This window comes from Mycobacterium palustre (assembly GCF_002101785.1).
GTDB lineage: Bacteria > Actinomycetota > Actinomycetes > Mycobacteriales > Mycobacteriaceae > Mycobacterium > Mycobacterium palustre.
The window spans coordinates 1-13007 of the sequence record NZ_LQPJ01000142.1 but is presented as its reverse complement, the minus strand read 5'-3'; the positions used below and the strand labels follow the sequence as shown (position 1 = coordinate 13007).

Below are 13007 nucleotides of genomic sequence, written 5' to 3'. Positions count from 1 at the left end.
CCAGCCCCGCTCGAATGAGACTAACCCAAATGCGGCGAAACGTTGCTGGCGGATTTGTCGAAAACCGCCGCACCGCTGGAAACGGCGCACAAAGTGACCGCCATGCAGTAAGAGACAGCTATGCGGTCAAGAAGGGTCCCCGTCGCGGTCGTGGCGATCGTCGCGCTGGTGGCCCTCGTCGCGGCCTTCGTCGCGGCCGCTCCGCCGGTCGCCTACGACGGCGAGCCGCAGCTGGTCACCCACCCCGTCGACTACGTCGACACCCTCGTCGGCACCGGAACGGGCGGCGAAACCGTCGGCGAGATCAACAACTTCCCGGGTGCCGCCGTGCCCTTCGGCATGGTGCAGTACTCGCCCGACACCCTCGGCGACTACGCCGGCTACAACTACGACAACCCCCGCTCGACCGGGTTCAGCATGACCCACGCCTCGGTGGGCTGCCCCGCGTTCGGCGACGTCTCAATGCTGCCGACCACCACGCCGATGGGGTCGCAGCCGTGGAACGCGTGGGAGAGGATCGCCCACGACGACACCGAGCAGGGCATGCCGGGCTACTACACGGTCCGCTTCCCGGACACCGGCGTGACCGCGGAACTGACCGCCAGCACCCGCACCGGCGTCGGTCGGTTCCGCTATCCGCATAACGGTCGGCCCGCGCTGTTTCACGTGCGCTCGGGCGCGTCGCTGGCGGGCAACTCGCGGGCGACCATCCAGATCGGCGAGGACAACACCACCATCACCGGATGGGCGACCAGCGGGGGGTTCTGTGACAAGAACAACGCCTACACAGTGTATTTCGCCATGAGGTTCAACCAGCCGTTCACCTCCTACGGGTCCTGGGACGGCGCCTTCGTCTATCCGGGAGCGCGCGGCGCGGCGTCGCCGTACAGCGGCGGCTACGTCGCTTTTCCGGCCGGCTCCCAGCTCGAGGTGCGGACCGCGATCTCCTACGTCGGCATCGAAGGGGCGCTGGCCAACCTGGCCGCCGAGGGCGGCCCCAGCTTCGACGACGTGCGGGCCGCCGCGGTGTCGCAATGGAACGCCGCCCTGTCGCGCATCGCGGTGGCCGGCCGCAACGCCGGCCACCTCAAGACGTTCTACACCGCCCTGTACCGGTCGCTGCTGCATCCCAACACCTTCGACGACGCCGACGGACGCTACATCGGATTCGACTGGTCCATCCACACCGTGGACCAGGGACGCACCCAGTACGCCAACTTCTCCGACTGGGACACCTACCGCGGGCTGGCGGCTTTGCAGGGCCTGCTCTTCCCCAAGCAGGCGAGCGACATGGCACAATCGCTCGTCAACGACGCCCGGCAGAGCGGATCGCTGCCGCGTTGGGCCTTGGCGAATTCGGCGACCGGCGAGATGACCGGGGACAACGTCGTACCGCTGATCGTGAGCCTGGACGCGTTCGGGGCCAAGGACTTTGACCGCCAGGCGGCGCTGCGCTACATGGTCAGCGCCGCGACCCGGGGCGGCGCCGGGCTCAACGGCTACGTGGAGCGCCCGGGCATCGCCACCTACCTGGCGCTGGGCTACGCGCCGCACACGCTCGAGTTCGGCACCGATGTCGGGATCGCCGACGCCTCGATCACCCTGGAATGGTCGGTCGACGACTTCGCCATCTCCCGGTTCGCCGCGTCGCTCGGCGACACCGCGACCGCCACCGAATTCGGCAGCCGGGCGCAGTACTGGCAGAACCTGTTCAACCCCAGCACCCGCTACATCTCGCCGCGCGGCGCGCTGGGCCGCTTCCGCCCCGGCCCCGGGTTCGTGCAATCCCCTTTGGGTTTCGGGCAGGACGGGTACGACGAGGGCAACGCCGAGCAATACGTCTGGTGGGTGCCGCACAACGTCGCGGGCCTGGTGACCGCCCTCGGCGGCCGGACCGCGGTGGCCGAGCGCCTCGACCGCTTCACCAAAGAGCTCAACGCCGGCCCCAAGGAGCCCTACCTGTGGGCGGGCAACGAGCCGTGCTTCGCCGTGCCGTGGCTCTACAACTACGTCGGCCAACCGTGGAAGGCTCAGCTCACCGTCGAGCGGGTGCGCGGGCTGTTCGGCCCGGTGCCCGACGGCGAGCCCGGCAACGACGACCTCGGGGCGCTGTCGAGCTGGTACGTCTGGGCCGCCCTGGGCCTGTACCCGAGCACCCCGGGCACGTCGATCCTCACCGTGAGCACGCCGCTGTTCGATCGCGCCGAAATCGCGCTTCCCCAAGGCAAATCCCTTCGCATCGCCGCCCCCGGCGCGTCCGGGCCGCACCGGCTGGCCTACATCGGCGGCCTGAGCATCGACGGCCGGCCCACCGACCACACGTGGCTTCCCGAGTCGACGGTCGCCACCGGCGCCGAGCTGACGTTCTCGCTGGCCGCCTATCCCGACAAGGCGTGGGGCACGGCCGAATCCTCCGCCCCGCCGTCGTTCGGCGCCGGCGGCTCGGCGGTGACGGTCAACGTCACCGACCCGGTCGTCACCATCGCGCCCGGGCACACCGGCACGGTGCGGCTGGACGCCCAACGGATGGTCGACGGCGCCGGCGGCTACACCGTCACCGGCACGTGCTCCGACACCGGGATCGCCGTGACGCCCACCTCCGGGCGGTTCGGGGCCGACGGATCGGCCACCGCCGAGGTGCCCATCACGGTGGCGCCGTCGGTCCCCGAGGAATATTACCTGGCGTATCTGACCACCTCGGTGGGCGAAAGCGTCAGGCGCTCAACAGTTTTGGTCGTCGTCGCGGCCGAGCCCGGCGAGCCCTGAACCGTCAGATCATCTCGTTTTCGGTCAGCCACCGCATCACCGGCCAGCCGGCGAACACGGGCAGCCAGCAGGTCAGCACCCGATACAGCAGCACCGACGGCACCCCGACGGCCGCGGGCACCCCGAAGGCCGCCAGGCCACCGATCAGCGCCGCCTCGACGGCGCCCACCCCGCCGGGCGTCGGCGCGGCCGAGGCCAGGGTCCCGCCGACCATCGTCACCACCGTGCACGTGACGAACGACGCGCCGCCGCCGAACGCTTCCACGCTGGACCACAGCGCCAGGGCGGCGCCGAGAGTCGTTCCGGCGCAGCCGAGTACGATCAGCCCCAATCGTTTGGGCTCGCGGGCGACCTGGAGCAGGTCGCCGGAGATCTCCTCGAGCCTGGGACGCAGGTCCGTCGCCAGCCAGCGCCGCAGCCTGGGCACGAACAGGAATGCGCCGACGATGCCCAGCGCCACGCCCGCGATGAGGTACAGCACCGTGGCGTCGGGGACGAAGTGCTTGAGGTCCATCGACGCGCCCGCGACGGTGCTGAACAGCACCAGCAGCACCAGGTGCATGATCACCTGCACGGATTGCTGCAGCGCCACCGCGGTGGTGGCACGCACCGCGGACAGCCCCCCGCCCTTTTGCAAGTACCGGGTGCTGAGCGCGAGCCCGCCGACCCCGGCCGGCGTGGTGGTAGCGGCAAAAGTGTTGGCGGCCTGGGCGATCGAAAGCCGCCAGAAGCTCACCGACTCGTCGGCGCTGGCCCACAACGCCGCCGCCGCGCCCACGTATGTCAGCGCGGATATCACCACACCCAGCAGCGCCCACCACCAGTTCGCCCGGCTCAATTGGGAAAAGAAGGTCGGCACCGTGCTGATGAACGGATACGCGACGTAGACCAGCGCGACGAGCAGGAGCAGCTGTATGAGCTGCCTGCGGGTGAACCGGGTGATCGTCTCCGTCTTGATCTGGTCGGCACCGGTCTGCCGCTTCACCTCCGCGCGGGTGCCCGAGATGACGGCGCCGGAATCGGGGACGGATCTGCGAACCGATTTGCGCACAGCCGATTTCGTGAGCCGGCGGGAGGCGGTCAGGACGGCGTCCTTGCCGAACGCCTCGATCGCCGCGGCCACCGCGGACTCGGCGTCGTACAGCGCCGACGTCGTCACCAGCAGCTGGGCGATGTCGGATTGGAGTTGGGCGTCCGTGGCGCCGTACTCGGCGCTGCCGAAGCCGCCGAACAGCACCCTGCCGTCCTCGACCGTCATCGACTCGACGCGCAAATCGCCGTGGGAGATCTGGTGGTCGTTGAGCGTGCGCAGCGATTCCCACGCGCGGCCGACCGGCGTCGCCGTCGCGCACCGGTCAAGCGGCTTGCCCCGAATGGGCCTGTGCGAGTACAACATCCAGCCCCGCTCCAGCGGGGCGACGGCGATCGCCGAGGTGTTGGCCAGGCCCAGATCGCCCACGGCGATGGCCATCAGCGCGCGGTGCTCCACGGCGCGGCGCATCGAGGCCACCAGCGGCGCGGTCTCCCTGGACCGCAGCCGAAGCTTCCGCCACACCTGAAGCAGCGCACTGCCGCTGCGCTGGTGCGGACCGTACAACTCGACGACGGCCTGGTCGGGGGCCGAACCGGAATCGGCGCAAGTGGCCGACAACAGCAGCGGCCCGCGCCCGGCGGGCCGGACCACCTGCAGCCGGGACACCACGCATCCGCGCTTGCCCAGCGCGCGCACCGCGCCGTCCAGCGGCACCTCGAGCGCGGGGGTGCCGACGACCAGCACCACCAGCGCGCCGACGAACCACCCCACCGCGAGCCCCAGCAGGGAGCGCGCCGGGACGATCGCGCTGATGAACAGGTGGATCGGCACGAAGGCCAGCAGCAGCGCCCACCACCAGTGCCGCCAGCGCGCCGGCAGCCACGGACCCGACACCGTCAGCACCGCCGCGAGCATCGCGATCCACCGCGGGTCGTCGAGGACCTGGGCCAGCAGGGTCTGCGGGCGATCCGTCAGGTCGAAGTGCCACCGGGGTGCCGAGAAGCCGTTGCCGCCGATCGAAAGGGGCAGCACCGCGAAAACCCCCGCGGCCGCGTAGGCGCCGAGCAGCTTCCACTGCCGGGAGACGATCAGACCGATCAGGATCGCGAACGGCAGCGCCAGGATCGCCACGCCGTACACCAGGTAGACGAGGTCGGACTGGGTCGGGGTCAGCACCCCGACGATCTCGGAGATCGATCGCTCCAGCGCGACCCACTGGGGACGGGTGATCAGCGAACCGGCGATGACGATCGCGAAGAACGCGACGGAGGCCGCGAGCCGCAGGATGTCGTTGGTCCGCCGGGTCAGCGGTTGCAGCAAGTTGCCCGAAACGCCGATCTCGCGCCCGTCGACTCGCACGCCGTCAACTTAACCGGATACCTCCGGGTCAGGGGGGATGAACCTGACGGACAGGTTGCCCACCCGCGGCGCGCGTACGGTCGACTAGGTAGGCGTGCTAGCGAAACGGAGGACACGGGCGTGGGCAGGACGGACAACGACACCTGGGACATCACCGAGAGCGTGGGGGCGACGGCGCTGGGCGTCGCGGCGGCCCGCGCCGCGGAAACCGAAAGCGAAAACCCGCTGATCAGCGACCCCTTCGCGCGGCTGTTCCTGGACGCCGCCGGCGACGGCATGTGGAACTGGTTCGCGGCGCCGGAGCTGCCCGCCGAGATCGCCGAGGCCGAACCCGACCTGCAGCCGCGGATGCGCGGAATGGTGGACTACATGGCCGCGCGCACGTCCTTCTTCGACCAGTTCTTCACCGACGCCACCCGCGCCGGCGTCGCGCAGGTGGTGATCCTGGCGGCGGGCCTGGACTCGCGGGCGTGGCGGCTGCCCTGGAAGGGCGGCGTCACGGTGTACGAGCTCGACCAGCCCGCGGTGCTGGAGTTCAAGGCCGCGGCGCTGCGGGAAGCCGGCGCCCAGCCGACCTGCAACCTGGTTCACGTCCCGGTCGACTTGCGCCACGACTGGCCGGCCGCCTTGCGCGAGGCCGGGTTTGACAGCACGGCGCCGAGCGCCTGGTCGGCCGAGGGCCTGTTGCCGTTCCTGCCGGCGGCCGCACAAGAGCTGCTCTTCCAGCGGGCCCATGCGCTGGCGGCGACCGGCAGCCGGATCGCGGTGGAGGCGCCGGGTCCCGGCTTCATGGACGAGGCCGCCCGCGACAGGCAGCGCCAGACCATGCGGCGGGTGCGCGAGCTGATGGCCAAGCTGCAGCCCGAACGCGACATTCCCGACGTCGAGGACCTCTGGTACTTCGAGGAGCGCGAGGACGTCGGCGACTGGCTGACCCGCCACGGCTGGGCCGTCACCGTCACGCCGGCCGAGGAGCTGATGGCCCGCTACGATCGCAGACCGCCGCAAGGCATCGAAGACGCCGTCCCGAAAAGCTTGTTCGTGGCGGCGGAACGGACCGAGAGGAACTGAAGCGTGGCCAGAACCGACGACGACACCTGGGAGATCACCGAGAGCGTGGGTGCGACGGCGCTGGGCGTGGCGTCGGCCCGCGCCGCGGAAACCGAGAGCGAAAACCCGATGATCCGCGATCCGTTCGCGCGGGTTTTCCTCGACGCGGCCGGCGACGGGCTGTGGAATTGGTATTCGGCGTCGCAGCTGCCCGCCGAGCTCCTGGACGCCGAACCGACTCTGCGGCTGCAGATGAAGGCGATGGTCGACTACATGGCTTGCCGCACCGCGTTTTTCGACCAGTTCTTCCTTGACGCGACCAACGCCGGCATCCGCCAGGCGGTGATCCTGGCGTCGGGTCTGGACTCGCGGGCCTGGCGGCTGGCGTGGCCCGACGGCGTCACCGTGTACGAGCTCGACCAGCCGCGGGTGTTGGAGTTCAAGTCGTCGACGCTGGCCGAGCACGGGGCCGAGCCCGCCTGCCACCGGATCGCGATTCCGGCCGACCTGCGTCAGGATTGGCCAACGGCGTTGCGGCGGGCCGGCTTTGACGCCGGAGCGCCCAGCGTGTGGTCGGCGGAGGGCCTGATGCCGTACCTGCCGGCGGCGGCGCAGGACCTGCTCTTCGAGCGCATCCAAAAGCTCACCGTCACCGGCAGCCGGGTCGCCGTGGAGGCGCTCGGGCCGAGTTTTCTCGACGAGGAATTCCGCGCCAGGCGACGCGAGCGGATGGCACGGATCCGTGACCTGGTCGCCAAACTCGACCCGCAGCGCGCGATTCCCAACAACGAGGAGCTGTTCTACTTCGAGGAGCGCGAAGAGGTCGGCGACTGGTTCGCCCGCCACGGCTGGGAGGTGACGGTGACGCCGTCCGACGAGCTGATGGCCCGCTACGGGCGTGCGGCGCCGCCAGAGGTGGCCGAGCAGGTGCCGGGGAACCTGTTCGTGGCCGCGCAGCGAACGGGAAGCTAGCCGTAACGGATTTGCGACACGCCGGTGGTCTGACCACTTGTCTGACCTCGGACCGGCGACACTGGCCGCATGGCGCTGCACCCGGTGATTCGCCGATCGGTGCCCGACGAGGTTTTCGAGCGGATCGCCACCGATGTGCTCGGCGGTGCAACGCCGCCCGGCGAGGCGTTGCCCAGCGAGCGCCGGCTGGCCGAGGTCTTCGGGGTGTCCCGGCCCGCGGTCCGTGAGGCGCTGCAGCGGCTTTCGGCCTCCGGGTTGGTCGAGGTGCGCCGGGGCGGCGTCGCCACGGTGCGCGACTTCCGCCGCCATGCCGGCCTGGACCTGTTGCCCCTGTTGCTGTTCCGCGGCGGCGCCCTCGATGCCTCCGTCTTCCGCAGCATCCTCGAGGCGCGGTTGCGCAGCGGCCCCAAAGTCGCCGAGCTTGCCGCCCAACGGCATTCACCGTGGCTGACCGAGCTCCTCGAGTCGACGCTGCGCACCCTGGAAACCGAGCACGACCCGCTCGACTGGCAGCGCCTCACGCTCAGGTACTGGGACCATGTCGTCGACGGCGCCGGTTCGATCGTATATCGGTTGATGTACAACGCCTTTCGCGCCGCCTATGAGCCGGCGCTGGCCGCGCTGGCCGCGGCGATGACCGCCGAGGCCAGGTGCCCGGCCGCGTACCGAAAACTGACTCTCGCGATCTGCGCCGCCGATACCGCCGCCGCGCACGAAGCCGCCCACGACGTGCTCGAACTGGCCAACGCCACCATGATCGCCGCGCTCGAGGACCGAGGCGGACCGCGATGAGCACCCAGGCGTTCACCACCTATCTGCGCGGCCAGGTCCGGCCCGGGATCGACGCGGTCGGCGGGTTCTACCGCATGTGCGTCTTGACGGGCAAGGCGTTGTCGCGGCGCCCCTTTCGGTGGGGCGAGGTGATCGAGCAAGGCTGGTTCATCACCAACGTCTCGCTGCTGCCCACGCTGGCCGTTTCCATCCCGCTGACCGTGCTCATCATATTCACCCTCAACATCCTGCTGGCCGAGTTCGGCGCCGCCGACATCTCGGGCGCGGGCGCGGCGCTGGGCGCGGTCACCCAGCTGGGCCCGCTGACCACCGTGCTGGTGATCGCCGGCGCCGGGGCGACGGCGATCTGCGCCGACCTCGGGGCGCGCACCATCCGCGAAGAGATCGACGCGATGGAGGTGCTCGGCATCGACCCGATCCACCGGCTGGTGGTGCCCCGCGTGCTCGCCGCGACCATCGTCGCCACCCTGCTCAACGGCGCGGTGATCACCATCGGCCTGGTCGGCGGTTTCGTCTTCGGTGTTTTCATCCAACACATTTCGGCCGGCGCCTACGTCGGCACCCTCACCCTGGTCACCGGCCTGCCCGAGGTGATCATCTCGGTCGTCAAGTCCGCCACCTTCGGCACGATCGCCGGCCTGGTCGGCTGTTACCGCGGGCTGACCACCAAGGGCGGCCCGAAGGGCGTCGGGACCGCGGTCAACGAGACGCTGGTGCTGTGCGTGATCGCGCTGTTCGCGGTCAACGTGGTGCTGACGACGATCGGTGTGCGATTCGGGACGGGGCGCTGAGGTGGCCCAGGTATCGGCGCGCAGGGTGCTCAGCGCCCGCTACCCGCGAACGATCGCGGGCTTCGACCGCTACGGCGGCGGCGCGGCCCGAAGGCTCGAGCGCATCGGCGTTTTCGCGAGGTTCACCCGGATCAGCGTCACGCAGATCGGGTGGGCGCTGCGCCGCTACCGCAGGGAGACGCTGCGCCTGATCGCAGAGATCGGCATGGGCACCGGCGCCATGGCCGTGATCGGCGGCACCGTCGCGATCATCGGTTTCGTGACGCTGTCCGGCGGATCCCTGATCGCCATCCAGGGTTTCGCGTCGCTGGGAAACATCGGGGTCGAGGCCTTCACCGGCTTCTTCGCCGCCCTGGCCAACACCCGCGTCGCCGCGCCCATCGTCGCCGGCGTCGCGCTGGCCGCCACGGTCGGCGCCGGCGCCACCGCCCAGCTGGGGGCCATGCGGATCAGCGAGGAGATCGACGCGCTGGAAGTCATGGGGATCAAGTCGATTTCGTTTCTGGTGTCGACCCGGATCGTGGGCGGGCTGGCGGTGATCGTGCCGCTGTACGCGCTGGCCCTCGACATGGCCTTCACCTCGGGCCAGGTCGTCACGACCGTGTTCTACGGCCAATCCAACGGCACCTACGAGCACTACTTTCGCACCTTCCTGCGGCCCGAGGACGTGGGCTGGTCGGTAATGGAGGTCGTCATCATCGCGGTGGTGGTGATGGTCACCCACTGCTACTACGGCTATACCGCCAGCGGCGGACCGGTCGGCGTCGGCCAGGCCGTCGGGCGATCGATGCGTTTCTCGCTGGTCTCGGTGGTGGTGGTGGTCCTGCTGGCCGAGTTGGCGCTCTACGGCGTCGACCCGAACTTCAACCTCACGGTGTAGGCGCCGTGACGACGCTGCTGACGCACCAGGGCCGACGGGCGTGGCTGCTTTTCGAGGGCGTCGTCTTGCTGCTGGCCGCCGCGCTGGTACTCGCCTTGGTGTACAAGCAGTTTCGGGGCGACTTCACACCCAAGGCCGAGCTGACGATCGTGGCGTCGCGCGCCGGGCTGGTGATGGAGCCCGGCGCCAAGGTCACGTTCAACGGGGTGGCGATCGGCCGGGTCGCCGGCGTCTCGGAGACCGAGCGCGACGGCCGGCCCGCGGCCAAGCTGGCGCTGGAGGTGGACCCGAACGTTGTCAACCTGATCCCGGCCAACGTGGTGGCCACCATCGAGGCGGCCACGCTGTTCGGCAACAAGTACGTGGCGCTGACTTCCCCGGACAAACCTCAGCCGCAACGGATTTCGTCGCGAGACGTGATCGACGTGCGCTCGGTGACGACCGAGTTCAACACGTTGTTCGAGTCGATCACCTCCCTCGCGGAAAAGGTGGACCCGATCGAGCTCAACGCCACCCTGTCCGCGCTGGCGCAGGCGCTGAGCGGGCTGGGCAGCGATTTCGGGCGGTCGCTCGTCGACGGCAATCAGATTCTGGCGCGTCTCAACCCGCGCGCGCGGCAGCTCGGCTACGACCTGCGCCGGTTCGCCGATCTCGGCCGGGTATACACCCGCGCCTCGCCGGATTTGTGGTCCTTTCTGCAGAACGCGGTGACCGCCGCGCGCACGCTGACCAGGCAACAGGGCGACCTGGACGCGGCCCTGCTGGCGGCCGTGGGCGTGGGCAAGACCGGCGAAGACGTCGTCGGCCGGGGTGGGCCGTATCTGGCGCGTGGGGCCGCCGACCTGGTGCCGACGGCCGGGCTGCTCGACGCCTACAGCCCCGAACTGTTCTGCACCGTCCGCAATTTCCACGACGCCGCCCCGTTGGTGGCGACGGCGGCCGGCGGCAACGGCTATTCGCTGTCGGCCGCGGGAACCGTGCTCGCGGCACCCAACGCCTATGTCTATCCGGACAATTTGCCCCGGGTGAACGCCCGCGGGGGGCCCGGTGGGCGGCCCGGCTGCTGGCAGACGATCACCCGAAACCTTTGGCCGGCACCGTATCTGGTGATGGACACCGGCGCCAGCGTCGCGCCGTACAACCACCTCGAGGTGGGCCAGCCACTGTTCGCCGAGTACGTCTGGGGGCGCCAATACGGGGAGAACACGATCAACCCATGACGAGGAATCCATGAGAGGCACGAAGACAACGGTCAAACTCGGCGCTTTGTGGCTGGTGCTGTTGGTGTTCACGGTGGTCATCGTCATCGTGTTCGGGCAATTGCGTTTCGACCGCACCACCGGATATTCCGCGGTGTTCACCGACGTCAGCGGGCTGCGCGCCGGGCAGTTCGTCCGCGCCGCGGGCGTGGAGGTCGGCAAAGTGTCCCGGGTGACGCTGATCGACGGTGACAAACGGGTTTTGGTGGACTTCGCCGTGGACGACTCGCTGGCGCTGGACAAGGCGACGACGGCATCGGTGCGCTACCTCAACCTGATCGGCGACCGCTACTTAGAGCTCAAGCGGGGCCACAGCGGTCAGCCGCTGCCCCCCGGGGGCACCATCCCGCTCGAGCACACCGATCCGGCCCTGGACCTCGACGCCCTGATCGGCGGTTTCCGCCCGCTGTTCAAGGCGCTCGATCCCGACAAGGTGAACCGGATCGCCCAGTCGATCATCGCCGTGTTCGGAGGCCAGGGCGCCACGATCAACGACATCCTCGACCAAACCGCCTCGCTCACCGCGACTTTGGCCGACCGGGACAAAGCCATCGGTGAGATTGTCGACAACCTGAGCACCGTGCTGGCGACCGCCGTCAAGCATCAAAAGGAGTTCGACGGAACCGTCGACAAGCTGGAGCTGCTGATCACCGGGCTGAAGAACCGGGCCGATCCGCTGGCCCAAGCGGTCGCCCACATCAGCAACGCCGCGGGGACCCTGGCCGACCTGCTCGGCGAGGACAGGCCGTTGCTGCACAGCACCTTCGGGCACCTCGAGGGCATCCAGCAGTCGCTCGTCGGTGATCTGCCGACGCTCGACGACGTGTTGCGCAAGCTGCCCGGCGCATACCGGATCATCGGCCGCGCGGGCGGCACCTACGGCGACTTCTTCAATTTCTACCTGTGTGACGTTTCGCTGAAAGTCAACGGGTTACAGCCCGGCGGCCCGGTGCGCACCATCAAGCTCTTCGGGCAGCCCACAGGGAGGTGCACGCCGCAATGAGAACCTTGACCGAGTTCAACCGGGGTCGCGCCGGGCTGATGGGCGTGACGGTCACGCTGCTCGCAGTCGGTGTCGGACAAACGTTCACCAGCGTGCCGATGGTGTTCGCCACCCCCACCTATTACGCGGAATTCGCCGACACCGGCGGCATCAGCGCCGGGGACAAGGTGGAAATCGCGGGGGTGGACGTCGGCCTGGTGCGCTCGCTGTCGATCCGCGGCAACAGGGTCGCGATCGGGTTCACGATGCCGGGCAAAACGATCGGGGCGCAGAGCCGGGCGGCGATCCGGACCGATACCATTTTGGGCCGCAAGAACATCCGGATCGAGCCGCGGGGCTCGGAGCCGTTGCCGCCCAACGGTTTTCTCCCGCTGACGCAAACCACTACGCCATACCAGGTCTACGACGCCTTCGTCGACGCCACCAAGGCGGCGGCGGGTTGGGACGTCGAGGCCACCAAGCGCTCGTTGAAGGTGCTGTCGGAAACCTTCGATCAGACCGCACCCCACCTGAGCGCCGCGCTCGACGGTGTCCGGGCATTCTCCGACACCATCGGCCGGCGTGGCGAGCAGCTCAAGCAGCTGCTGGCCAACGCCAACAAGATCGCGCGGGTGCTCGGCGACCGCAGCCAGCAGGTCAACGGGCTGCTGGTCAACGCCAACACCCTGCTGGCCGCGTTCCGGCAACGCAGCCAGGCGCTGAGCCTGCTGCTGGCCAACGTGTCACAGGTTTCGGTTCAGGTTTCCGCGCTGTTCAAGGAGAACCCCAACCTCAACCACGTGCTGCGGCAGTTGAGCACGGTCAGCGACGAGCTGGTCAAGCGCAAGACGGACCTGGCCGACGTGCTGGTGCTGCTCAGTCGCTACACCGCATCCCTCAGCGAGGCCGTCGCGTCCGGCCCGTACTTCAAGACGATCGTGGTCAACCTGCTGCCGCACCAGATCCTGCAGCCCTGGGTCGACGCGGCGTTCAAAAAGCGCGGCATCGATCCCGAAAACTTCTGGCGCAGCGCCGGTTTGCCCGAATTCCGGTGGCCCGACCCCAACGGCACCCGGCTGCCCAACGGCGCGCCGCCGCCCGCCCCGCCCGTGCTGGAGGGCAC

10 protein-coding genes are annotated in these 13007 nt (G+C 69.4%); 9 read left to right on the top strand and 1 reads right to left on the bottom strand.

Annotated features, from left to right (window positions below; all coding sequences use genetic code 11):
* The first annotated feature begins 120 nt into the window (after window positions 1-120).
* Window positions 121-2766, top strand: a complete 2646-nt coding sequence (locus AWC19_RS25320; protein WP_085080850.1) for a GH92 family glycosyl hydrolase — start codon at window positions 121-123, stop codon at window positions 2764-2766.
* A 4-nt stretch (window positions 2767-2770) separates the two neighbouring features.
* Here AWC19_RS25320 and AWC19_RS25315 read toward each other — a convergent pair whose 3' ends face one another.
* Window positions 2771-5158 (bottom strand): flippase-like domain-containing protein, encoded by a 2388-nt coding sequence (locus AWC19_RS25315; RefSeq protein ID WP_085080849.1) that lies wholly within the window; start codon window positions 5156-5158, stop codon window positions 2771-2773.
* A 120-nt stretch (window positions 5159-5278) separates the two neighbouring features.
* On the opposite strand from AWC19_RS25315, the gene AWC19_RS25310 reads away from it, so the two are divergent.
* The 8 genes from AWC19_RS25310 to AWC19_RS25275 all read left to right on the top strand — a co-directional run.
* A complete protein-coding gene (locus AWC19_RS25310; protein ID WP_085080848.1) occupies window positions 5279-6229 on the top strand; it encodes a class I SAM-dependent methyltransferase in 951 nt (316 codons plus the stop codon).
* Window positions 6230-6232: 3 nt separating this feature from the next.
* A complete protein-coding gene (locus tag AWC19_RS25305; protein ID WP_085080847.1) occupies window positions 6233-7180 on the top strand; it encodes a class I SAM-dependent methyltransferase in 948 nt (315 codons plus the stop codon).
* A gap of 69 nt (window positions 7181-7249) precedes the next feature.
* Window positions 7250-7972, top strand: a complete 723-nt coding sequence (locus tag AWC19_RS25300; RefSeq protein ID WP_085080846.1) for a FadR/GntR family transcriptional regulator — start codon at window positions 7250-7252, stop codon at window positions 7970-7972.
* On the top strand, window positions 7969-8763 hold the full coding sequence (locus AWC19_RS25295) for an MlaE family ABC transporter permease (RefSeq protein ID WP_085080845.1): 795 nt from the start codon (window positions 7969-7971) through the stop codon (window positions 8761-8763). The genes AWC19_RS25300 and AWC19_RS25295 overlap by 4 nt, the downstream gene beginning before the upstream one ends.
* 1 nt (window position 8764) lies before the next feature.
* The gene (locus AWC19_RS25290) at window positions 8765-9643 is read left to right on the top strand and encodes an ABC transporter permease (protein ID WP_085080844.1); all 879 of its coding nucleotides are present in this window, start codon (window positions 8765-8767) and stop codon (window positions 9641-9643) included.
* A 5-nt stretch (window positions 9644-9648) separates the two neighbouring features.
* Entirely contained in the window at window positions 9649-10863 is a 1215-nt protein-coding gene (locus AWC19_RS25285) for an MCE family protein (protein ID WP_085080843.1), read from the top strand.
* 10 nt (window positions 10864-10873) lie between these two features.
* Window positions 10874-11905 (top strand): MCE family protein, encoded by a 1032-nt coding sequence (locus tag AWC19_RS25280; RefSeq protein WP_085080842.1) that lies wholly within the window; start codon window positions 10874-10876, stop codon window positions 11903-11905.
* The coding region (locus AWC19_RS25275; RefSeq protein ID WP_085080841.1) for a virulence factor Mce family protein at window positions 11902-13007 on the top strand (1106 nt) is incomplete at its 3' end. The genes AWC19_RS25280 and AWC19_RS25275, both read left to right, overlap by 4 nt.

What these genes read in the sequence shown, in the direction of transcription:
- AWC19_RS25320 (WP_085080850.1), top strand. Translation starts at nt 121, where the DNA reads ATGCGGTCAAGAAGGGTCCCCGTCGCGGTCGTGGCGATCGTCGCGCTG.
- AWC19_RS25295 (WP_085080845.1), top strand. Translation starts at nt 7,969, where the DNA reads ATGAGCACCCAGGCGTTCACCACCTATCTGCGCGGCCAGGTCCGGCCC.
- AWC19_RS25300 (WP_085080846.1), top strand. Translation starts at nt 7,250, where the DNA reads ATGGCGCTGCACCCGGTGATTCGCCGATCGGTGCCCGACGAGGTTTTC.
- AWC19_RS25280 (WP_085080842.1), top strand. Translation starts at nt 10,874, where the DNA reads ATGAGAGGCACGAAGACAACGGTCAAACTCGGCGCTTTGTGGCTGGTG.